The 22,278-nt window shown below is 63.5% G+C and carries 22 protein-coding genes and 1 pseudogene; 8 read left to right on the top strand and 15 right to left on the bottom strand.

The features are described 5' to 3' along the window. The first annotated feature begins 14 nt into the window (after positions 1 to 14). A complete protein-coding gene (locus E9536_RS31130) occupies positions 15 to 911 on the top strand; it encodes an oxidoreductase (protein WP_060174189.1) in 897 nt (298 codons plus the stop codon). Between the two features lie 185 nt (positions 912 to 1,096). On the opposite strand, the gene E9536_RS31120 is transcribed toward E9536_RS31130, so the two are convergent. Continuing rightward, positions 1,097 to 1,669 (bottom strand): YbhB/YbcL family Raf kinase inhibitor-like protein, encoded by a 573-nt coding sequence (locus E9536_RS31120; protein ID WP_059696124.1) that lies wholly within the window; start codon positions 1,667 to 1,669, stop codon positions 1,097 to 1,099. 472 nt (positions 1,670 to 2,141) lie between these two features. Here E9536_RS31120 and E9536_RS31115 point away from each other — a divergent pair, with 472 nt between their 5' ends. The 3 genes from E9536_RS31115 (at position 2,142) to E9536_RS42245 (ending at position 4,167) form a co-directional block, all read left to right on the top strand. Then, complete coding sequence (locus E9536_RS31115) at positions 2,142 to 2,474, top strand: DUF2322 family protein (RefSeq protein ID WP_124533798.1); 333 nt, start codon at positions 2,142 to 2,144, stop codon at positions 2,472 to 2,474. Between the two features lie 743 nt (positions 2,475 to 3,217). Further along, complete coding sequence (locus tag E9536_RS42250) at positions 3,218 to 3,958, top strand: hypothetical protein (protein ID WP_247873539.1); 741 nt, start codon at positions 3,218 to 3,220, stop codon at positions 3,956 to 3,958. A gap of 20 nt (positions 3,959 to 3,978) precedes the next feature. After that, on the top strand, positions 3,979 to 4,167 hold the full coding sequence (locus E9536_RS42245; RefSeq protein WP_247873538.1) for a hypothetical protein: 189 nt from the start codon (positions 3,979 to 3,981) through the stop codon (positions 4,165 to 4,167). A 358-nt stretch (positions 4,168 to 4,525) separates the two neighbouring features. Here E9536_RS42245 and E9536_RS31105 read toward each other — a convergent pair whose 3' ends face one another. From E9536_RS31105 to E9536_RS31065, 8 genes are all read right to left on the bottom strand, one after another. Next, complete coding sequence (locus E9536_RS31105; protein ID WP_168799599.1) at positions 4,526 to 5,191, bottom strand: hypothetical protein; 666 nt, start codon at positions 5,189 to 5,191, stop codon at positions 4,526 to 4,528. A gap of 59 nt (positions 5,192 to 5,250) precedes the next feature. Beyond that, the gene (locus E9536_RS31100; protein ID WP_226190594.1) at positions 5,251 to 5,685 is read right to left on the bottom strand and encodes a hypothetical protein; all 435 of its coding nucleotides are present in this window, start codon (positions 5,683 to 5,685) and stop codon (positions 5,251 to 5,253) included. A gap of 119 nt (positions 5,686 to 5,804) precedes the next feature. Further along, the gene (locus tag E9536_RS31095; RefSeq protein WP_136471956.1) at positions 5,805 to 6,941 is read right to left on the bottom strand and encodes a hypothetical protein; all 1,137 of its coding nucleotides are present in this window, start codon (positions 6,939 to 6,941) and stop codon (positions 5,805 to 5,807) included. Positions 6,942 to 6,976: 35 nt separating this feature from the next. After that, positions 6,977 to 7,462: a hypothetical protein gene (locus E9536_RS31090; RefSeq protein WP_124533792.1), complete on the bottom strand. Its 486-nt coding sequence runs from the start codon at positions 7,460 to 7,462 to the stop codon at positions 6,977 to 6,979. Then, positions 7,453 to 8,139, bottom strand: coding sequence for a pilus assembly protein (locus E9536_RS31085; RefSeq protein ID WP_155637470.1), 687 nt, complete (start codon positions 8,137 to 8,139; stop codon positions 7,453 to 7,455). Before E9536_RS31085 ends, E9536_RS31090 begins: the two co-directional genes overlap by 10 nt. Beyond that, the gene (locus E9536_RS31080; protein ID WP_060086068.1) at positions 8,136 to 10,304 is read right to left on the bottom strand and encodes a TcfC E-set like domain-containing protein; all 2,169 of its coding nucleotides are present in this window, start codon (positions 10,302 to 10,304) and stop codon (positions 8,136 to 8,138) included. The genes E9536_RS31085 and E9536_RS31080 overlap by 4 nt, the downstream gene beginning before the upstream one ends. Positions 10,305 to 10,538: 234 nt before the next feature. Further along, positions 10,539 to 11,063: a CS1 type fimbrial major subunit gene (locus E9536_RS31075; RefSeq protein WP_124533790.1), complete on the bottom strand. Its 525-nt coding sequence runs from the start codon at positions 11,061 to 11,063 to the stop codon at positions 10,539 to 10,541. Between the two features lie 783 nt (positions 11,064 to 11,846). After that, positions 11,847 to 12,824 carry a POTRA domain-containing protein gene (locus E9536_RS31065; RefSeq protein ID WP_311767168.1) on the bottom strand — a complete coding sequence of 326 codons (978 nt, stop codon included), beginning with the start codon at positions 12,822 to 12,824 and terminating at the stop codon, positions 11,847 to 11,849. Positions 12,825 to 13,132: 308 nt separating this feature from the next. Between E9536_RS31065 and E9536_RS31060 the strand changes: the two genes are divergently transcribed. Continuing rightward, entirely contained in the window at positions 13,133 to 13,765 is a 633-nt protein-coding gene (locus tag E9536_RS31060; RefSeq protein WP_136471954.1) for a LysE family translocator, read from the top strand. Between the two features lie 48 nt (positions 13,766 to 13,813). Here the strand turns inward: E9536_RS31060 and E9536_RS31055 are convergent, their stop codons facing one another. The 3 genes from E9536_RS31055 to E9536_RS31045 all read right to left on the bottom strand — a co-directional run bounded on the left by E9536_RS31055 (position 13,814) and on the right by E9536_RS31045 (position 15,886). Further along, complete coding sequence (locus E9536_RS31055) at positions 13,814 to 14,485, bottom strand: YebB family permuted papain-like enzyme (RefSeq protein WP_091925017.1); 672 nt, start codon at positions 14,483 to 14,485, stop codon at positions 13,814 to 13,816. 144 nt (positions 14,486 to 14,629) lie between these two features. Further along, complete coding sequence (locus E9536_RS31050) at positions 14,630 to 15,199, bottom strand: hypothetical protein (RefSeq protein ID WP_091925020.1); 570 nt, start codon at positions 15,197 to 15,199, stop codon at positions 14,630 to 14,632. A 228-nt stretch (positions 15,200 to 15,427) separates the two neighbouring features. Then, positions 15,428 to 15,886 carry an Lrp/AsnC family transcriptional regulator gene (locus E9536_RS31045; protein WP_006749370.1) on the bottom strand — a complete coding sequence of 153 codons (459 nt, stop codon included), beginning with the start codon at positions 15,884 to 15,886 and terminating at the stop codon, positions 15,428 to 15,430. 125 nt (positions 15,887 to 16,011) lie between these two features. Between E9536_RS31045 and E9536_RS31040 the strand changes: the two genes are divergently transcribed. The 3 genes from E9536_RS31040 (at position 16,012) to surE (ending at position 18,032) form a co-directional block, all read left to right on the top strand. Continuing rightward, the gene (locus tag E9536_RS31040; RefSeq protein ID WP_136471952.1) at positions 16,012 to 16,746 is read left to right on the top strand and encodes an AzlC family ABC transporter permease; all 735 of its coding nucleotides are present in this window, start codon (positions 16,012 to 16,014) and stop codon (positions 16,744 to 16,746) included. After that, positions 16,739 to 17,047 carry an AzlD family protein gene (locus E9536_RS31035; protein ID WP_059523777.1) on the top strand — a complete coding sequence of 103 codons (309 nt, stop codon included), beginning with the start codon at positions 16,739 to 16,741 and terminating at the stop codon, positions 17,045 to 17,047. Before E9536_RS31040 ends, E9536_RS31035 begins: the two co-directional genes overlap by 8 nt. A gap of 205 nt (positions 17,048 to 17,252) precedes the next feature. Further along, positions 17,253 to 18,032, top strand: coding sequence for a 5'/3'-nucleotidase SurE (gene surE, locus E9536_RS31030; RefSeq protein WP_059696144.1), 780 nt, complete (start codon positions 17,253 to 17,255; stop codon positions 18,030 to 18,032). Positions 18,033 to 18,241: 209 nt separating this feature from the next. Here surE and E9536_RS31025 read toward each other — a convergent pair whose 3' ends face one another. The 3 genes and pseudogenes from E9536_RS31025 to E9536_RS31015 form a co-directional block, all read right to left on the bottom strand. Further along, the gene (locus tag E9536_RS31025) at positions 18,242 to 19,063 is read right to left on the bottom strand and encodes an SDR family oxidoreductase (protein ID WP_136471950.1); all 822 of its coding nucleotides are present in this window, start codon (positions 19,061 to 19,063) and stop codon (positions 18,242 to 18,244) included. Positions 19,064 to 19,077: 14 nt separating this feature from the next. Beyond that, positions 19,078 to 19,547: pseudogene (locus E9536_RS42240) on the bottom strand (MFS transporter); the annotation flags it as partial. Positions 19,548 to 19,602: 55 nt separating this feature from the next. After that, on the bottom strand, positions 19,603 to 22,266 hold the full coding sequence (locus tag E9536_RS31015; RefSeq protein WP_136471948.1) for a GH92 family glycosyl hydrolase: 2,664 nt from the start codon (positions 22,264 to 22,266) through the stop codon (positions 19,603 to 19,605). Between the last annotated feature and the right edge of the window lie 12 nt (positions 22,267 to 22,278).

The raw sequence follows: 22,278 nt of genomic DNA, 5'->3' as shown, positions 1-22,278 counted from the left end.
ACAGGATGAACACCATGACGAACGCTGACTACCCGACCGTCGCCCTCGTCGGTCCGGGCGCAATCGGAACGACCGTCGCCGCGGCCCTTCATGAAGCCGGCCGCACGCCGGTGATTTGCGGCCGCTCGGCGCACGAACAGTTGAAGCTGCGCTTCGACGGCGGCGAGATCGTCGTGCCCGGGCCCGTACTGACCGATCCGCACGCGGTCGAGGAAAAGTTCGATCTCGTGTTCGTTGCGGTCAAGTCGACGCAGATAGCGAGTGCAGCACCCTGGGTCTCCGCGCTATGCGATGCGAATACCGTCGTCTGCGTGCTGCAAAACGGCGTCGAGCAAAAAGCCGCGTTCGCACCGTATGCGTCCGGCGCCACGGTCGTGCCTTCGGTCGTCTGGTTTCCGGCGCAGCGCGAATCGGGCGCATCGGTGTGGCTGCGGGGCAAGCCTCGGCTCACCCTGCCCGATACGCCGGCGAGCAACGTGGTGGTCTCCGCTTTGCACGGCACGCGCTGCGCGCCGGAGGTGGCGGAGGATTTCATCTCGCTCGCCTGGCGCAAGCTCTTGCAGAACGCAGTGGCGGGACTCATGGTGCTGACCGGTCGCCGCGCCGGCATGTACGCGCGAAGCGACATCACCGAACTGTCGCTCGCCTACTTGCGGGAATGTCTCGAGGTCGCGCGGGCGGAGGGCGCGAAGCTGGGCGATGAAGTGCCGCAGGAAATCGTCGATGGATTGCATGGCTTTCCGCCCGATTTAGGTACGTCCATCCTTGCCGACCGACAAAGCAACCATCCGCTCGAATGGGACTGCCGGAACGGCGTCGTGCAGCGCTACGGACGAACGCACGGCATTCCGACGCCGATCAGCGATCTGGTCGTTCCGCTTCTCGCTGCCGCCAGCGATGGTCCGGGCTAGTCGCAAGCAAACCCCAGGGGATACGATCGACGCGAGACTCACCGCCTTACCGGTCATAGAATTCGGCCGCAGGTCACCGGCTCGCGCCGCACTGTTTCTCGTCAGCAGCGACGGGCGTTTCGTCAACGGCGTGAACCTGAGTGTCGACGACGGGAGGTCGCCGCGATGACCTCCCGCCAGGACGCTCACTCTGCCGCCCGGTGATACATCGCAACGTAGCGAGCCCGGGCAATCACTTTTCCGTGCATCTGATATGCCACGAGGGCCGGGCTCGACGTGGCGTTCACGTCGATACTCGGAACAGAGAGCGCCGATGCCGTAACGATGTATCGGTGCGACTCCCCCTGAGGCGGGCAAGGCCCGCCGTATTTCGCCGCGCCGAAGTCGGTCAGCGTTTCGATGGCCCCCGCAGGCATCCGCTTCGGATCGCCGGAGGCGCCCTTTTCGATCGACGTGTCGGATGCCGGAATATTGACGACGCCCCAATGCATCCAGCCCAGTCCGCCCGTCGGGGCATCGGGGTCGTGAATGGTCACGACGACGCTCTTCGTTCCGTGAGGAAGATGGGACCACGAAATGCGTGGCGAGACGTTTCCGCCGTGGCAGCCAAATCCGCCGTAGACCTGTTCGTTCTCGAACCGGCCATGGTTCAGGTCATCGACTTTGACGGAGAACGTTCCCGCGACAGCGATGGTCGGCACGATCGACAAGAGCATCGCGGAGCAGAGGGTCGATCGCGGCAAGAAATTGAATGTCATGGTTGCTCCGTTGAAAAGAACGGCGTTTCCGCAGCAGGCAAGAACGATCCAGCTGGACGAAGCGGACGGGTTGCCGGTTTCGTTGCGGCAGATACGTCGGGTTGGAACATGCAACAAGCGTTGTACAACCCGCGCTCAAACAAATTGTAGATTTGGATTCCCGACGTCAGTAGCGTCGCCAACGCGTTCACCGTGTTGTCTTGATGGCAACAATTGACGACCGGCATGTCTTGAAATTGCGATCGCGACTGTCACGCTGAAGCGGCGGCGGCACGAGAAGCAGGCATGGCAAACCGGCCGACTGCACGTCGCGGAGCATTCCCGCGTGCCCGCAATCGGCCGCCGCGCGCGCCTACGATCGGACAATCAGACTCCGTGCAGATCGCCCGGTTGCGTCGAAAAGTGCATCGCGGCGAATCAGATAACATACAGGCCGCCACCTTTCCACGATCAAACCGACGGAGTGTTTTCAGTGATTCAACCGACCCCTGTATTCAAGGACAACCTCGCGCAATTGCCGGCCATCGACGGCATCGCGCGCATCGATCTCGTCGACGCGAACGGCGACGTGGTCGCGACCATCGAGAACCAGCCGGGCAAGCAGGGCTCGCTCGCGGTGTACCACTACCTGAAGCAGGCATTCGGCACGCTCGACGCGCAGGCGGCCGAGCATGGCCTGGCCGTGTTCGCAGAACACACCGCCGACGCACGCAACCGCCCCGGCGCCCATCCGAACGTGGATCGCCTGCTCGCGATCGTCGCCGGCGGCGACGCGCTGCGCATCGACGTCGTCGCGAAGGGCTGAGCGACGGACGGGGCAATGATGCCGCGTGTCGATGCGCGGCACGTACATGCATCTCGCCAACAGGCGCGAATGGTTGCAGGATCGCCATTGCGCCCGCACCTGCGGTAACGCTCGTGCCCGCATTCGATGCGATCGATGACGGCCTCGCCCCCCGTCATTTCCACGATTTGTTATCCCGATTTAATCCCTCCTTCGCGAAGATCGCCGGCCATCTCGAAGGCAAATCGTGCCGTCCGTCATTCGAATACGCCGAAGCTCTCGCGACACATCCTCCGCCCTTCGAGCATGCAGGTCCATCTCAGGGCCGCATACCGACCATGCATCGATCATGCCGTCGTGCTCGAGCAAACACGGCATCGATAACCCCTGCGATCGATGCCCGGTCGTTCGCAACACACGCATCGCGAAAACTCCCTCGCATCGCATTAGTACGTGTATCAATTGATGACGAACGCATTAATACTCGTCCCATTTAAATCGCATCCCAGGTTACCCAAAATTGCCATGGGTTGAGTCGAATCCAACGCATCGCCCTCCCCGGCACGGACCTGACCGTATCAAAAATCCGGCCAATGCGATGCACGCGATCGACCTCTAAGGCAGGCAGCGTCCCTTCCCCTCGTCAACCACTCCCGTGAAACGGAAGCAACGGCACCGCCCGGATTTGTCCCGGCGCGGTAAGGCTCGTTGCGTCCTGCGCGAGGCATCGGACGCCGCATCGAATACATCGGTAGCGAAGGTATATGCATACGGCACTCGAACAGCAGCACGCTGCCGCTCCGTCGGCGATCCATGGGTTCCTCACGCGCATCGTCGACATCACGATGATCGCGCTCGGCACCGCGGCGGCAGCCTGGTTTTCTCCCGGCGACGGCATCGATCCGTCCGACAACGTGGCGATCGTCGCGAGCACGGCGGTGTTCGCGATGATCCTGTTCCCGGCGTTCGGCGTGGCACGCATACCGCGCGATCGTGCGACCTGTCGCATCGTATTCCTTACCGTCTCGGCATGGCTGCTCGCGCTCGCCGGCTCGGCAATCGTCATGTTCGCGATGCGCGGCGCGTTGCCGGTGCCGCCGAGCGGATTCCTGCTCTGGGCGACGGCAAGCGGCATCGCACTCGTCGCGTTTCGGCTCGCCGTATGCGCGACACTCGAACGGATCGTCCACGTGGGCGAACGCACCCGGCCAGTCGCGATCGGCGGCGGCGGCGCACATTGCGCCGCCGTGCTCGAACGGATCGCGCAATCGCCGTCGGCGCGCTATCGCGCGGCAGCCTTGCTCGATCCGGACCGCTGCGCACAACCCGGCGCGAACGGCATCGAAGCCCTTTTCCACGCTCGACGCGTTCGCCGCGCACGTGCGGGCGAATACGATCCCGGAAGTCTGGATCGCGCTGCCGATCACCGAAACCAGCGCCATCGTTCGCATGCTCGATACGCTCCGGCACGACCTCGTCGACGCCCAGCTATTCGATCTATCTGATTCATCCGTACGTGATCGGTGTGGCGGACAAGCTCGTCGGGCTACGCGCCGATCTCCACACGTGGGCGGGTATCGCCGTCACGTGCACCGTGCTGGGCGCGGTCTGCCTGTCAGGCTACGTCTGTCATGTCTGGATCGAGCAGCCGATGCTGACGGTGCTGAGCCGGAGATTCCGGCGTGCACGCGGCACGGTCGAGCCGTCGGCGTAATGGCGGGCCGGAGGTGGCATGCACCGTGAGAGATGGGATGGGTCGCGCTCGAATCGCTGTTTTGCGTATCGCAAGAACCGGGAGTCTTCTCGCCAGTCAGCGTCACGCCGGTGCGAGAGCACAAGCGGGCAACGTCGCCGGATTCGGCGGCTGCCACAAGGGAAAGGGGAAACTCGTGGAGGTATCGCCGAGTTTCTGAACCGTCAGGAAACCGGAACTCCATACCGCGCTCGTCAACGATTCCGGGACTGTCGGTCGGCTCGCGCATCAGCGCTAAGGGATACGCCATGCCATGCCGGGCATACGGACAACAATACGCGAACGGAGCGGTATGCCCGTTCCGCATCGAAATGTCGGATTATCCCGCGTTGCCGTCACACGCCGGATGCCCCGGAATCTTCACGACCCGCCCATGCACAGGTAACGGCACACCCGGATAGACATTGAAATCGTCGAGCTTATGACCGTCCGCCTCGGCACCCGTTACGGGATAGCGCACGTTTCCCGTCGCAGTCACGAGCGCGCCACCAGCCTCGCACGTGACGGAAAGCGTCTGGCGCTCCTTCTCGGGCAACTGGCGAACCAACCCGCTGAATCCGAGATTGACGACGATATTGGCAGTCGCCGCCTTTTTCTCGGTTCCCAGCACCTTGACGATCGGCTTGACGTCGAGCCGGTAAACAGTCTCCGTCTCGACCGCGCGCAATGGCTTGAGCGTGATCGTCTTCGTTTGGCCAGGCGAAAGCGACATGCGAAACGGAAACGCATAGATGGACGGATTCGTCGATTCGCCGACCGGCTCGAGCCGCTCATCCTCCAGCGGCACGCCCGGGTTGAGCAGACGCGACAGCGAAATACTCACGTATTCGGGCCGATCGCTGTTGTTGACCACTTGCAAGGTCATCGCCTTCGCGTCGACTTTCACTTCTTTCGGCATCAAGTCGATCGCGGCAAGCGACGGCATCGACATGGACAGGCAGGCCGCCGCGCAAACGCCGAAGAATACGGAAGATAGCTGCTTCATGTACATGTATCCGTCAATCAATGGAAGATGTGGGTGACGCCTGGAGTGACAATGCTTCGTCAGGGCGCCTTGATGACCGGCTCAAACGTCATCGACAACACACCGGAGTAGGTGCCTACCGTGCTTTTGAAATCGCCTTCCGGCGGATAGGCCGAAATCGCGAGAGCATAGTAGCCCGCCGAATCCGTACCGGCCACGGGCGGCTCCGGGTTCTGGAACTGCACGCTCTGGCCGACCGACAGTGCCTTCGGTTCCGCGCCTTCGTTGCCGAGGAGCACCTTCGGCGACCGGAACACCTGCGCGGCGTTGGACTGGTTGCGAATCGTCAATGGGTCGTCCATGCGAACCTGGAACACACCGCTCGTCGATACGACTTTCAATCGCGCCTGCACCTCATACGGCGTCGTCCAGCCGCCGAGCTGCTGCATTTCCAGCCCCTTGTCGAACCATCCACCCTTGTCGTCGGTCACGGTCAGCACATCCCGCTTGGTCACGTGTGCGGTGATCCTGCTCGAAGTCTTTCCCGTGAGGTTCACGGTTTGCGAAAACGCGACGGCCGGTACGAACAACAGCGCGATCAGCCCGTTACGGAGTGTCGACATCAGGCGGTCTCCTATGATTTGGTGACGACGGTGAACGTCAGCACATCGCTGTAATCCCCCGCTTTCACGGCCGCGCCCACCGTCGTCCTGAACGTCGGGACGAAGCAGGTTTTACCTGCACTATTGAGTGTTAGCGCCACTTTGCTTGCATTCGGCAGCGACACCGTCGACGAACCGCTGTCCAGCTTCACGCTGTAGGGCACGAGTTGAGTCGCATCGTTCAGGTTCTTGAGGCTGTATTGGTTGCCGGCGATGCCGTTGGCGTTGCCTGCATTGATAATGAATTGCTTGCCACTCACGGCAGCACCTTGATATGTAAAGCAAATCTGATTCGAACTGCCGGACAAAACCTTATCGGCAGTTCCCTCCGGCAACTCGCCCAGATTCCAGTCCGGCGCCGTCACGCTAATACCTATGGCCGGTGGCGGTGGCACCTCTGGGTCAATCACCTTGCAATTGGTACCGCCGTCGTAACGGCTGAAATAGGCTGCGCCCGTTATCTCTCCAATATCATTGCTGATAGTAAAATTACCGGCCCGCACGGAGACGGCAGGCCAGTCAGCAATGCGGCTGTTATCGATTAAAACTTCGACATTGGCGGAAAACGGTGATTTAATTATCCACTGATCTCGCGGGACCTCAGCGTCAGGATAATTACCATAATACATAACATAATCATTCCCGATGTATCTACCCAAATTCAAAACGCCATTCAACCGTATATTGGTTGCAGTCGCTCCACTCGGCTTCATCTTGCCACCCTTGTCATACGTGTACACCAAAAATCCACGCGACAAGAATTCCCCGAAACCATTATTACTATTAAATCCCTTCTTGAAATCAACAACCATACTTAGCGTACTAGTTCCATTCCCGTTATCCCTCCAGGCACAAGCCCGATAGCCATTAATGACCGAACCAGTTTCAAGAATGATTGCTGCTCGTACCGAGCCAGAATAAAAACACCACCCCATCAATAAAAAAATAACAATCCAGCTTCGAATTCCGAAATGCGACCTCTTTAGCATCATTTTATCTCCCAAGTTCCGCCGACCCTTGCTCCACCTCGACAAACGATCCTTTGTACCGATTTTTCGATATCCATAACCTGCATTTCCGGGACGACATGCGGGCGCATCCACGTTCATTGAGTCGCGTGAAAATATCAACGCCAACTATCAGTTCATTCGTGCATCCGACGAGGCATTTGATAAATAACGACGCCGTACCCGACACTCACGACGAGCGGCGCCTCTATCCCTGACCCGTCGACCGAGTCCACGACAACCCGCTCTCTCGGACGGAACGTCAGACGCCATGCCTGCGCATGCTCGGGCATACCAAGTTCTTTTAACGCCACGCGATATTTCTGCCCGGGCGCAAGCGCCAAGCGGTCGGGAAATACCAGCAACGTCGGCCGTGGCACTTCGGTAACAAGAACAAGACGCTCCGGGCTTTCCCCCGGGTTCATCACCAGTTGTTGCGTCACATCGAGATACAACGGCGTGTCCCCAACGTTTTCCGCCCATAGCTCGGGCACCGGCGTGTCCGGCGCCAATGTCAGCTCCGTGCGCGACAACTTCAGAACACCCGCAGCCATGCTGCTGGTGCAACACAGCGCTGCGAGCATGGCCAGCGCCCGATGCCGCATGCGCGTCATCACGGGCATTCCAGCGTCACCGGCTTTTCGTCGACGCGTAACGACATGCGCTTGGTCTCGAAATGCTGCGGCGTACCGGGGAACACCGCGATGGTCTGCGAAGAAGCTGCCTTGTTGATCGCCACATCGTTGAAAATCTGGCGAATATTGCCAGTGTTCTCCAGCGTCACCCCGCCGCGCTCGCAGCGATGCGTCCAGCCCGCCTGCTGCTTGCCCGGCGGCGGCATATGCCGCACGAGCACGCCGTAACCGATCGCGACCGACATCGGCGCCGTAATCTTGTCTTGCGGCGCGTCATCGACCTTGAGCGACCGTACCGGCACGATGTACAACCGGTACAGCGCCTCCTGCGCCGGCTCCGCGAGCGATTTCAGGACGATTGCGCGCGTCTGGCCCGGGCCGAGCGTCAACCTGTCCGGGCTGGCCAGCAAGCCGGGGTGCTCGAGATCGCCCAGCGCGACCTTGTTTTCCGGCGTCATGCCCGGGTTCGTGACCTTCTGCACCGACACGTTCAGATAGAGCGGCGCATCGCCCATGTTCTTCACCGTCACCTTCTGCTCGTGGGCGTTGAACACCTTCGTCGTCGCGGGCATCACCATCAGCTCACCTTCGGCATGAGCCGGTTGGACAGTCGCCAGCAACAGCCCGCACAGCGCGGGAAGCATGGTTCGCAAATTCATCCTCATTTCGTTTCCTCTCCTGCATTCGTATCGGTCGTGAGCTTGCAGCTGTAATTGCTGCCCTTCGCGTTATTCAGGTCGCAGCTATAGCGGCGATCGTCGCGCTGCACGGTGACCACGCTCAGCATCTTCTTGCTGACGATCGAGAACAGTCCGTTCCGATGGACCGTATCGCCGGTTTCCATCACTTTCCCGTCGATGGGCTTGCCGTCGGCGTCCGTCAGGAAGCCGCTGTAGATCATGTTGATGTCGACCCGCGCCTTCGCCGAATACACCTGCCCCGGATGCGCGCGGACGATGTTCGCCGGCACCTCGATGTTCATGTCGAGATCCTGGCTGCTGCTCATGACACGCGCGAACGCGACATCGTTGTATGCGTTCAGCGGCACCGCATAGGTGCTGTTGCCCGCAACCGGCGCACCCTCGACGTTGAAGCCGTACTTCACGCCGTCGAGCTTCGGCGTCTTCAGCAGCATCGCGCTGCCGCTCGGGCTGTAGCGCCCGAACGCGACGCCGTCCTTGTTCGCCGCCACCATGCCGCGGTAGTTGAAGTCGACGTTGCTGCCCGCGCTACTGTGGCCGAGGTTCAGCGACGCATCGCCGCGCGTGCCGGAACGGCTGCCGTATACATTGACGCCGTAGTCGTTGCCGATGCGGTTCGCGTTCAACCCGATCGACGACGTGCCGTAGCTGTCCTGGAAATCCTTGCGGACGTCGCCGCTCAACTGCGTCTGCCCGCCGGAATGCGCGGCGCTGAAGCTCGCCTGCACCTTGTCCAGCATCATGGTCATGTTGAAGTACACGCCATAACCGCCGTTGCCGCGCTGGAAGCCGCCCTTCTGCACACCCAGTGCGAAGGTGCCCCACAGGCCGTTCGGGCGATAGTTCCAGCGCACCTCCGCCTGATGGGCCGCACCGGAATTCGACTGCTGGTAGTTGTAGCCGACGGTTGCCTTGCGGATGGTGCGGCTGTAAGACACGGCCGTGCTCGGCTGCCCCCGGTAGAAGCGCGACACGTCGGTGTTCTGGTAACGGCTCACCATCAGGCTGCCGAGCGCTTCGCTCGCCAGCGAAATGTTCGCGTAACCGCCGACGCCCCGCTCCCCGCTCAGCACGCCGAGCGTGGGTGCGACGTCGATGCCGGCGATTTGCGTCGGGCGCGTCACGTTCACTTCCGCGGCCCATTTCCCGTCGCGCCCCGCCAACATCGACGCGTTCACATAGAACTGCTTCAGGTTTCGACTCAGGCCGGCCTCGACCAGAAACCCGCCTTCGTCCATGTCCTTGCCGGCCGTCACATGCCACGAATTGCCGCCGCCCACCGCGCCGAAGTTGAGGTTGTTGATTTCGCGGGTTTCGCGGGCAACCACGTTGCCGTTGCGGTCGACGAGACGCACTTCCACCGAGTAGTAGCCGCCCGGAAGATCGGCGAAGCTGATCTCGTTGCGGCCGATCGCGGCCGGCCGCTTCATGATCAGGCGGCCGCCGCGGTAAAACTCGTAATTCCCTTCCGCGGTCGCATAGAGAATCAGCGACCCGGCATTGTTGTTGACCTGCAGGTGTGTCTGGCTGCCGACCGTCACGAACTGGTCGAAGCTCGGCGAAAGCAGCGTACTGACCGACCCCGACGCATAGTCGATGTTGTTCTGCTTGCCTGCCCGCACATACGTGCCGGCAAAGTTCTTCTGCAGGTAATACGACGATACGCCGCGCGTGCCGCCGCTGCCGTAGCGCGACGACGTCTGGTTCGCGAACCAGCTCACGTAGCCGAAGCTCTGCGACGGCAGGCCGACCCAGGTGTTGCCGTTGAAGTTCACGGCCCGGTAGCCATCCGACGCGGCGCGCAAGTCCAGTGACTGATTGTTGACGATGCCAAGGCTCGTCTGCGGCGCGACATAATCTTCGCGCTTGTCGCGAATCGAAATCGACCGCTTCATCTTGTCGACGGTGACGTAGTAACCGTCGACCTCGACGTCGCAGCCCTTGCTGCAACGCTTGTAATCCAGTTTCGAAACGACGTTCGTTAAGGTGCGGACATCCTCCGCGGAAACGCCGTTTTCCTCATACTTGCCCGCATCGAACGTGAGGGCGCCATCCTCCGGCGAAAAGCCGATGAACCCCGGTAGCGTCCGCCCTTTAAACGTCGCTACATAATTCGCGCTGTCGTCCATCTCGGCCGCACTGAACCCTTCAGGCACTCCGTACGAGACCTTAAGCTGTGCGAATGAATGCGACGAAACAAAAAGAAACGCACCCAGCCACAGCTTGTTGAATCGGAAGGGAACTTGATCGGCGAACACGTTATCTCTTATGGCGGGTTTGGAAGGATGGACACGCGATTTACTCTTGAAGCGGTGTAAAAAAGAAGCCCCTGACGGGGCTTCTCATCAGCCCGCTTACCTGGCTTACGGAGCCGCTGTCGCGACCGGCTCGAACACCATCACGAGATCGCCGCTGTAGCTGCCGTTGGTCTTCGAGCCGTCCGCCACCGGCGCATCGACGTTGATCTTCAGGTCATGGGTTTCGTCGAAGCCGCCATTGCCCGCGACAGTTTGCGTGATCTTCTGCGGCGAACCGAACTTGACTTCGGCGTCGCCCGCCGCGCTGCTCAGTTGGACCTTCGCATTCCGCATTTCGTATTTACCGCTCGACATCTTCAGCGGCTGCGCCAGCGAGATGTTGAAATCGGCGCTCTTCGTCCACACGCGAACCGGCAGCGTCTTCGAGAACTTCGACTGCGTGTAGTCGTTGGCTTGGAGTTCTTCCGTGCCGTACCAGGTCGAGCCGTCCGGCTTCGACACGAAGATGCCGTCGTTAATCTGCGCAGTCAGCGTGATCTTCTTCGACACCGAATCGGCTTGTGCCGTATGCGCCATGCCGAACAGTGCGCCAGTTACGCCCAATGCCAGAACGAGTTTGCTGAGTTTCATCGAATGATCTCTATTTAAGAATTTCGTTTCAGAAATCGAATTTCGATTAATTAATCGAAATTCGATGTGTGGAAGATCAATTCCACTGACGCTATTTTCTATGACTCGTGCGGGGCGTGATATAGGACGAATTTTAATCAACCGGTCAATTCTGTTCGTACTTGTACGAAAATACAAAATTCATCTTTTTAGATCGTTGATTGTTAGACGGATCTGACAATTCGAGGCCGAAGTCACCCGCAAAACCCTTGCTTCGGTCGCTCACATGGCCAACTGCGCAAGCCTTGCGCCAATCACTTCCGTGCCCGAACTGCGACGTCTGCTTTAAAGGACCGACGCCGCGCCGGCGTTCGTATGCCCGCTCCACACGCGCGGAATACGACGGTAGACACGTAGCTGAAGCCGGACGCTGTCGGTATCGGATGGCCGGGGCGCGATCCGGATCGGCGGCGAATCGAAGCTCGACTGGATACGCCGGTGCGTACCGCTGGAGCGCGGGATTCCATCGCGCGATACGTTCGGTCGGGTATTCGCGGCGCTCGATCCGCCAGAGTTCGAAGCCTGTTTCGTTCGCTGGATGCGAGGGCTCTGTCAGGTACGGACCGATAAAGTAGTCGCCATCGACGGCAAAAGCGCGCGCGGCTCGCTCAGCGTGAATCAGCGTGGCATCAACCTGGTTTCAGCACGGGCACGCTGAAGCGCATCTGCCTCTGCGCAGCGTGCATGTATCGGGATGTGCAGCAGCGATGCACGGCACGGTGGCCGTCATCCGGGAACCGACGATCAATATCCCGGATTATTTTCCCGCGTCGACGCGGGCCCGACCGGTACCTGGTAGGCGGCACGGTAGTAGCGCTGCAACCTGTTGCTGAGGAGCCCGCGCACGCTCAGGCAATCGCCGAGCCGCAGCGGTGAATTGACGTCGACACTGGCGCCGAGACGGTAGCGCTCGAGCGCTACGTCGCCGAAGTTGTCGAATTCGAGCGATCCGGACGCGAGCGGCCCTTTGTCGGCGTCGACGACGAGATCGGTGGTGCCGGGCATTTCGCCCGGACGCAACGTGCCGCGCGCACTGACGCCGGCAAGGTCGTCGAGCAGCAACAGGCGGCGCTCGAGATCGGGCCCGCGTACGACATCGCCCGGACGCAGCGCCGAGAGCGGCTGGCGCACCGCGACGTCGAACACGCGAGAATGGTTCTGGATCGTGACTGCGCCGTAGCGCCCTTCGGCGATCTCGATACGCACGACGCCGTCGTCGATGTCCTGGCGAGGCAGGTATGCACGTGCAAGCACGTAGCCATGGCGGCGATAGTACACGGTGATGCGCCCCGCGGCGCGCTGCAGTTCGGCGAAACTCAACGTGCCACCGGCCAGATCGGCGACGAGCGGCAGCAGTTTGTCGCTGGCGAACACGGTATTGCCGTCGAGCACGAACGCGCGAACGAACACACGAGGCCCCGACTCCGGCGCGCTCTCGGCGGCCTCTTGCGACGGCGGCACCGTCAGCTCGGGCTTGGTTTCCGCTGGCAGATCCGGACGCGACGCCTCGATGTCGCGCATCGCGCGACCCGCGTCCGGGACTTGCGCATGTGCGCCGCCGAACAGGCCTACGGCACCGCCGCAGATCAGGGCGACGCACAATGCGCGACGGGCCTGCGGCGCCACGCTTGCTCCACGCGGCACGACATATATACAGGCGCCGGGTGACCGCGTCGCCTCCACGTTACCGATTTCGACGCGACGACGGCCGACGACTTGCATAGGATCTGCTCGCATGGAACACATTCGGACCTTGCCGGCAAGGCACTCGCCATCTTTCACTCAAGCGCCGAATGCTACAGACAGACATTTCGCATGTATTTAGATCACATACGAAAATTCGTGACTAAACTGTCGAATGCCGGCGCGGCACGCATGAATTGTGCCGATGACGAAAACCGCTTCCGATTTATCGAAAGAGGGGGCCAGTGGGCCGTGCATCGAATCACGGCGCGTGCAAGGTTGACCACCTGCGGCGGCACTCCTAAACTGGCATTCCTTTTTGCGTCGCCCACATAAAAGGGATGCCGATGATCGACTTCTCCACGCTCGCGCTGTTCTCCGGCGCATGCCTCGCGCTGACCGCCACGCCGGGCCCCGACATGCTGTTGATCGCGTCCCGCAGCGTAAGCCAGGGGCGGCGCGCCGGCTTCGCCACGCTCGCGGGCATCCAGGCCGGAACCTACTGCCACGCACTCGCGGCCGCGCTGGGCTTGTCGCAGCTCTTCGTCGCAGTGCCGATCGCGTATGACGCCGTGCGCTTCGCAGGCGCCGCGTATTTGCTGTATCTCGCATGGAAGACGTTCCGTTCGGATGCGACCGCGCTGTCGCCCGTCGCGTCGCCACGCCGCCACTCGACCGCGACGATCTTCCGCCAGGGCCTGACGACGAACCTGCTGAACCCGAAGATGGCGCTGTTCGTGCTCGCGCTGTTTCCGCAGTTCGTGCACCCCGAGCACGGTTCGATCGCCGTGCAGATTCTCGTGCTCGCGACGGTGCTGAACCTGATCGGACTCGCCGTGAACGGCGCGGTCATTCTTTCCGCGAGCCGGCTGAGCCAGCGGATCGGCGCGCGCCGCCGGCCGTCGAAGCTGCCTCAGTATCTGCTTGGGTCGGTATTCGTCGGATTGGCGGCACGGCTTGCGGTGGCGGGGCGGCAGTAGTCGTAGCCGCTGCCCGATTCAGGTGCCACCCGAACGGCCACGTTCTGGCTAATTCTCGACACACCCGCGTGTATCCGCCACCACCCGCAACGCGTCGCTCTCGAGCAAGCTCGCTGGCGTCACGGTGCGACGCTGCCACGGAATCCGGCCGAAATACCAGATCCTCCAGAAGCCGAGCGGATGACCGGGATTCCGGCGCAACAACGTGTCGAAGGTCTCGACGTCGCCGAGCACGATCTGCGTCGCATCGCGCACGACTTCGCGCACGAACCGCGAGCAGAACTGCCGGCGCGACGCGAGATCGAAGCCCGTGTCGTAGACCACGCCCGTCCGGCGCATTGCGGCGTCGACAAGCCGCCGCCGCTGCTCTGCATCGAGCGGCTGCTTCAGCCGCGCGACCACGCACGCGCCGCGATCGGAGCGCGCGAGAAACCGCGACATCGTCGTCACGCGCGATAGCGGGAACGTGCTCTCGGCAACGAGCGGTTCCCCGTCGCGCTCGCCGACGACAATGCCCACGTGATTCGTCCATGAACGCGTCGCGTTCGCCACTTCGAGAAACGGCCGCACGGTCACGCGAATGAAGACGATGTCGCCGATTTCGGGTTCGGCCGGCAACGACCGTTCATTGCGACGGGAAGCGCCGACGGAGAAGAAACGCCGCCAGTCCGCGCCGGGCGAGCGGATCATGAGCGGCTGGCAGCCGGTGTCGACAACCATACTGACCTCGCGCAAGTGGATATGGCGCGAGCATGTCAGCAGCGGCCGGGCGCCGCATCCGCTTCTTGCGCGAGGCCAGGTATTCGCGCCGCCCGGTGGCGGATTTCGATACCGGCGTGAAGCGGCGCGCGGGCGCGGCTGCCTTCAGCGCGTCGCGCCCAGCGCCACGCGCAGCCGCTCCATCAATTGCGTGTAGTGCCGCAGCACGTCGTCCTTCGGCACGACATTCGCGGTCGCGAAACGGTCGGACCATACCGGTTTCCACTCGTACGAGCCGTGCACGCTGCGGTCGCCGTCGGGCGCCTGGATCAGCGAGCGGATCCGCGCATCGCGGCCCGGGCCCGTATGCATGTCGAACAGCGCGTGGATATACGTGTGATACGCGTCGTACACGTCGTCGTCGAACAGGTAGCGGTAGATGTGGAACGTGCGGTCGAGCTCGCGCTTCGCGCGGATCACGTCGTCCGGCGAGATGTCCTTCCAGTAGCCGATCCACGTGTAGAAGCACAGCAGCGCATTGAGCTGCGGCGCGACCGCGTCGTACAACGCGAGCCGCTTCTCGATCAATCGCTGGTTGGTCCATTGCACCAGTTCAAGGCGCTTCAGCCGGCGCGCGACGAGCCAGCCGAGACACGCGACCGACAACGGCGTCAGCACGCCCAGCACGAGCTTGACGATTTCCAGCGAATTCCACGGATTGTTGATTGGCTGCATGAATGGCCCGACAAGAAGAAACGCATCCGCGCCGGCGCATGTCCCGGCGCGCAGCGCCGCCCGCCCATTTGCGTCGACATTGACCGTTAGTTGCTTGCGCATCGAACGTCGCGCGACAACACGGGCGACATGCCCGAAGCGGCGCGATGCGTCAGTCTATCGGGCGATTGTCACCGAGCCGTGACCGTTCGTCGACCCATCGTCGTGAGTCGCCGCGCCCGCGTCGCGTTACGTCGGCAGCGCCGACGTCAGCTTGACCTTCTGCATCGGAATGTCCGTCTTCACGCTCAGCACGCCCGGGATGCGCGTGAGGGTTTCCATCTGGAAGCGCCGGTAGTCGTCGATATCGGCCGCGACGACGCGCAGCAGGAAATCGCAGTCGCCCGCCATCAGGTGGCATTCGACCACTTCCGGCATCTGCTGGACGGCGTCGGCGAAGCGGTTCACCGATTCCGCGTCCTGCCCCTTCAGCCACACGCGCGTGAAGATAGTCAGCCCCTTGCCGACTTTCGCGGGATTCAGCACGGCCACGTATTTCTCGATCACGCCGGCTTCCTCGAGGAGCCGCACGCGCCGCAGGCACGGCGACGGCGACAGTCCGACCTCGTGCGCGAGCTCCACGTTCTGCATGCGGCCGTCGCGCTGGAGCGCGCTCAGGATCCGGCGGTCGATGGCGTCAAGTTTCATTTGGCATCCGATTCCAAGAAATTCCCAAATCCTTCATTCGATGCCAAATTCTCCGAAAATCATGGCCACAACGCAACCCGATTCGAGTCAAAAAAGCAGACAATTCCTCCCCCGAAGGAGGAGTAATGAGCAGTAGCGTTTCAACGTCGTCAGGGCTTCGCGACAAGCCCGCCTATGTCGCCGAGATGGGTCGCGGATTGCGCGCGGCGCTGCCCGTCATGCTGGGTTTCGTGCCGTTCGCGCTGGTGCTGGGCGCGCAAGCCGCGCAGAAAGGGCTGAACCTGTTCGAAGTGCCGATGATGACCGGCATGAACTTCGGCGGCGGCTCGGAATTCGCGGCGATCCATCTGTGGACGTCGCCGCCGCACATCGCGCTTATCGTCGCGATGTCGTTCCTCGTGAATTCGCGCCACATCCTGATGGGCGCTGCATTCGAGCCGTATATCCGCCGCCTGCCCCGCCGCCGCGCGTTCTTCGCCCTGTTCTTCATGTGCGACGAAAGCTGGGCGATGTCGCTCGCCGACGCCCGGGCGCGCTCGGCCACCCACATCAGCGTGCCCTATTACGCGGGCATCTGCGTGGGGCTCTACCTGACGTGGATCTCGATGACCACGCTCGGCGCGGCGGTCGGCCCGACGATCGGCAACGTCGAGCAGTACGGCTTCGACATGGCGTTCACGGCCGTCTTCCTGGTGCTGCTGCGCGGGATGTGGAAAGGAATGCGCGCGAGCCGCCCGTGGTTCGTGAGCCTCGTCGTCGCGGCGGCCACGCACCTGGCCGTGCCCGGCGCATGGTACGTCGCGGCCGGCGCCTGCGCGGGGCTGATCGCCGCGCTGCTGTGGGAGCCGCGCGATGCCTGATTTCCCGGATGTCAGCACGGTCGCGACGATCGTGCTGATGGCATCGACGACTTACCTGTCGCGCATCCTCGGCTACGTGCTGCTGCGCAATCGCACGCTGAGCCCGCGCATGGCGTCGGTGATGGAGAACGTGCCCGGCTGCGTGCTGATCTCGGTGATCGCGCCGGCCTTCGTGTCGACGCGCCCGGCCGACCTGCTCGCGCTGGCCATTACGCTGATTGCGGCGACACGCCTGTCGATCCTGCCGACCGTCATCGTCGGCGTCGTGTCGGCCGGCCTGCTGCGGTACCTGCTCGGATAAACGCGGGTAGCGCGGGTAACGCGGATCCGACCCGCCGCATGGGCGGTCTGTCGAACCCGAGAACGGGCGCACGATGCGCCCGTTTTCGCATGCGCGCACGGTGCAAGGCACTGCGTGGCACGCAGGCGTCGCGACGGGATGCTAGCCTTGCGGGTGTACCCGCGATGCCTTCTCCCCTCATTGCCTACCTGCGAGGATCGTCCCGATGCAAGAAACCCGCCCGCTGTTCGATCGTGTCCTGCTCACCAACGACGACGGATTCGACGCCCCCGGCCTTGAAGTGCTCGAACAGGTCGCCACGCAACTGGCGCGCGAAGTGTGGATCGTCGCGCCGGCGGAAGACCAGAGCGGCACGTCGCATTCGCTGAGCCTGCACGAACCGCTGCGCGTGCATCGCAAGGGCGAGCGCCGTTTCGCGGTGCGCGGCACGCCCGGTGATTGCGTCGCGATCGCGATCAGCCACCTGATGAAGGATGCGCGGCCCGACGTCGTGCTGTCCGGCGTGAATCGCGGCGCGAACCTCGGCACCGAAACGGTGTTCTCCGGCACGGTCGGCGCCGCGATGACGAGCATGCTGGTCGGCGTGCCGGCCATCGCGCTGAGCCAGGCCTTCACCGATCGCAATGCGGTGCCGTGGGGCACCGCGCTTGCGCTCGCGCCGGACGTCATTCGCCGGCTCGTCGCCGCCGGCTGGGACAGCGACGCGTGCCTCAACGTGAATTTCCCGGCACGGCCGGCCGACGACGTGCGCGGCCTGAAGTTGACGAACCAGGGGGCCGGTACGCTGCAGGGCGTCGAGATCGTGTCGGGCCGCGATCCGCGCGAGATCGACTATCACTGGCTGAAGCTGGCCCGCGCGCCGCGCGAGGACGACCCGGATTCGGAAACGGTCGCACTCGGCGAAGGGTATGTCGCCGTCACGCCGCTGAAGTTCGAGCGCACGCACGACCAGGCGCTCGCGCAACTGCGGTCGCGCCTCGGCTGAACCGCGTACGCGGGCAGGAAAGCGGTCGCGGCAATCGCGTGCATGATTCTCGCGCGCGGCTGTCCGGCCGCGACATTGCATCACGACATCACCGCATCGCCACAACACCGCGACGCTGTATCCCCACATCACTTGCATCACTGCATCGCCGCATCGCCGCATCGCCGCATCGCCGCATCACCGCATCGCCGCATCACCGCATCACCGCATCACGTCAGGTTCATCCCCCCGTCGAGCATCACGATCTCGCCTGTCACGTAATCGGACGCGACGAGCATCGCGACCGTCTGCGCGATGTCATCCGGCGCCGCCGCCCGCCGCATCGGCGCGCGCTCGCGCCAGAACTGCTGCGCGTCCGTCCAGTCGGCTGTGAGCGGCGTATCGACGAGCCCCGGCGCGACCGCATTGACGCGAATCGCCGGCGCGAGCGTGCGCGCGAGCAGCCGCGTCGTGTGATTGAGCGCGGCCTTCGCCGCCGCATAGGGAATCGACGCGCCCTTCGGCCGCACGCCCGCATGCGAGCTGACGTTCACGACGCACCCGGCCCGCCCGTGCGACGCCGCCTCGCGCAGCGCGGCCTCCGCTTCGGCGACGAGCCGGAATGGCGCGATCACGTTGATCTCGTGCATCTCGCGCCACACGTCGGGCGTCGCCGCGGCAAGGTCGTCATGCGGAATCACGCGGCTGACGCCCGCATTGTTGACGAGGACGTCGAGCCGCCCGTGCACGGCCAGTGCGTCGCGGATCAGCCGCACGCGTTCGGCATCGTCGGCGAGATCGGCCTGCACGTAGGCCGCGCCGAGTTCGCGCGCCATTGCGCGCCCCACGTCCGCCGAACTGCGCGAATGCAGAATCACCGCATAACCGTCCGCCGCCAGGCGGCGCGCGATCGCCGCGCCGATTCCCGACGTCGATCCGGTGACGAGCGCGACCGGCCGATGCAGCCGCGACGCGCGCGGCTCGGCGAGGGTTTCGGTTTCAGGTTCCGTTTCGGGAATCGGGGCAGAAATCGGCGGAAGCGGCGCGTCCATGTCGGGGAACCCTGTCAGTGGCGTTCCCGCATCATAAGCGCGACGACGTCTCCCAGACGCGAAAGTCACCGCGGCCACCACGAGGGTCGCTCCGGCGAAGCCGAATCGGCCGGCCATCCAGCCGGCCGGCAACGCGCGGATTGCACAGCCGAGATCGCATCAGAACCGGTACACGCTCGGCGAGCGAGCGCGCCCGCCTGCCGGGCTCGGCCGCATCGGACACGGCGGCAATCAGGCCCGGACAGACCATCGCCGTGCCGCGACCGGGCAACACACTCGCCACGAGCCGCCAGCCACCAGCCATCAGCGCAACTGCCCCGTCAGCGCGGTCGGCGCACGCCTTGCCGCCCGCACCCGCATCCCGGCGACGATCAGCCCATTGCTGCCCCAACAGTCGCTCAGCGGCCCGGTGACGATCCGGCAACTGCCCCACACGGCCGGATAAGACGGCCGCAAGGATGCCGATCCGTTGGAAACCGGCGCCGCCGGATGAAGTCATTCGGCCCGCGTCGATGCGGGCCGCTTGCTGTTGCCTGCTGCTACTTCCCTGCCAACGCCAGCGAAGGTGCGAGCGCGCTGTTCGGATCCTGCCCGTTCCACTGGCTGACCCAACCATCGTTCGGCGTCGCCCCCATCACGAAATCGAGCGTGCCGCCGGCCTTCATCTCGTCGTAGGTGATGTACGGCCGATGCAGCGGCACGCCGTTCAGGCTCACCGACTGCACATAGCGATTGACCGACGACGGCGCGCCGCCGCCGGCCGTGTGCGCCGTCACGGTGAAGCGCCGCGACTTGCCGAACTTCAACGCACCACCGTCTCCGCCGCCCGATGCAACCGGAATATCGAGCGTCGCTTCCTCGAACAGCGGCGTGCCAAGGTAGAACACACCACCCACCGGATTCAGCGAATAGATGCCGAGCGCGGACAGCACGTACCACGCGGACAGCTGCCCGCAGTCGTCATTGCCGGGAATGGCCGAATCGCGCACGCGGCGCGGGTCAGCCAGCGCCGCCTTCAGGCTGTCGCCGCTGAGCAGCGCGCGATCGCCGGCCGTCAGCGTCAGCGAATACATGTCGTCCATCACCGTGCGCACGCGGTCCTGTGTCTTCGACGGCATGCCCGCGACGTCGTACAGGTACGGCAGATGGTTCGCCGGCTCGTTCCCGGCGAAGAACTGGCCGCTGCGGCCGGTCAGGTCCGGAAAGCCCTGGTTGCCGAGGAAGGTCAGCGGGTTCGCCGGATCGAACGTGCGATCGAGCTGCGCGATGAACTGGCTTTTCCCGCCGAGCAACGCAACGAGCCCCGGGAAGTCGTGGAAGATGTTCCACGTATCGATCCACGCATTCGATTCGGAGAAGTCCGTCTTCTCCGCCGCCGTCGGGTCGAAGCCCGCCACCCAGTTGCCCTGCGCATCCTTCGGCTGCGAGAACTTCCAGCCGTTGTTCAGCGTCGGGTTGAACACATTCCGGTAATTCTGGCTGCGCTGCAGGTAGGGCCGGTAGTCGGCCGTGCTCTTACCCGCCGCCTTGCCGACCGCGGCCGTCGCCCAGTCGTCGAACGCATAGTCCTGCGTCGTCGACACCGATGCGTTGTCGCCCGCATACACGTAGCCGCGCTGGCGGTACTGGTCGAAACCGTGCGCGCTCGCGCCCTGCGTGGTCGTCAACGCGGTCCAGATGTCGTCGATGCCCGCGCTCGTCAGGTGCTTCAGGTACGCGTCGGCGATCAGCGGGATCGACGGGTGGCCGGCCATCGTGAAGGTTTCCGTTTGCGCGAGCGGCCACACCGGCAGTTCGCCCTTGCCGTTCTGCCTGAACTGCGTGAGCAGCGACTTGACCCAGCCGTCGACGCGCTCGGGCTGCACCAGCGTCATCAACGGCGACTCGGCACGGAAGGTGTCCCACAGCGAGAACGTCGACGAATAGTCGAAGCCCGGATTCGCGTGCTTGCTCGTCGTCGGCGGCGACGTCGTGCCGTCGTTGGTCGAATCGGTGCCGACGTAGCTGCCGTCCGCGTTGTTGTAGACGGTCGGCGCGAGCATCGTGCGATACAGCGACGTATAGAACATCGTCCGCTGGTCGGCGCTGCCGCCCTTGATCCTGATCCGTCCGAGCGCGTCGGCCCACACGCGTTCGGCCGCGCCGCGCACCTGGTCGAACGACTTCGCCCCGACTTCCGCGGCGAGATTGGCCTGTGCATCCGCGATGCTCGACGGCGAGATGCCGACCTTCACCGTAACCGCGCCGCTGTCGTTACCGTCGGCGAACGTCAGGTAGGCCTTGAAGCCGTCGGCGCTGAACGCGACGTGTTTCGTATCGAACGGCTTCGAGAAACGCGCGACGAAATACGTCGGCTTGTTGTTCGCCCAGTTGTTCGTGATCTCCCAGCCGGCGATCGTCTGCGCGTCGATGACCTGGATCTTGCCGCTCGCAGTCGAGCCGCCGATCGGGTTGTCGATGCTGACGATCATGCTGCGCTTCTGCGCAGCCGCGCTCGGGAAATACGTGTAGCGATGCACGCCCGCGTGCGCGGTGGCCGTCATCTCCGCGAGAATCTTCGCGCCCTTCACGTTCCACGGCGTGTTGCCGCTGCCGACCGGCGCCATCTTCACGCGGTAGTAGCCGGGGCTCGCGGTTTCGTCGTCGTGGCTGAACGACGCGTTGTAGGTGATCGACGCATCGGCGGCCACCTTGGCCAGCGTCGCGGTGTCGACCGGCGCCAGCGTCGGCAGGAACCGCACTTCGCCGCCCGAGCCGATGCCGGCGCCCGACAGGTGCGTGTGCGTGAAGCCGGTGATAAGCGGATCGTCGTACTGATAGCCGGACGTGCGATCCCAGTTCCACGGCAGCGTGTGCGCGCCGCCGGTCGTGTCCGGCCCGAGCTGCACCATGCCGAACGGCACGGTCGCGCCCGGATACACGTGGCCGTGGCCGCGCACGCCGCTGCCCCAGTCCGCGTTGATGTCGAGGTTCGCGGTGCCGATCATCGGATCGACGCTGCGCAGCAGCGATCGCTTGCCCGCGCCGCCGCTCTCGCCCTGGTCGTTCTGGTTGCCCTGGTCGTTCTGATCGCCCTGGTCATTCTGGTTGCCCTGCGCGTTCGACATCTGCGCGAGCACGCTCGCATCCGTCGAAGCCTGATCGCCCCCGCACCCCGACAACACGGCAAGGCATCCGATACCCACCACATGACGTAGCTTCATCCGTTCGTCCCT

This window comes from Burkholderia sp. LS-044, from assembly GCF_004803625.1.
Classification (GTDB): domain Bacteria; phylum Pseudomonadota; class Gammaproteobacteria; order Burkholderiales; family Burkholderiaceae; genus Burkholderia; species Burkholderia cepacia.
Note: the sequence above shows the minus strand (reverse complement) of the source record. Positions and strands in the feature narration are given on the sequence as shown.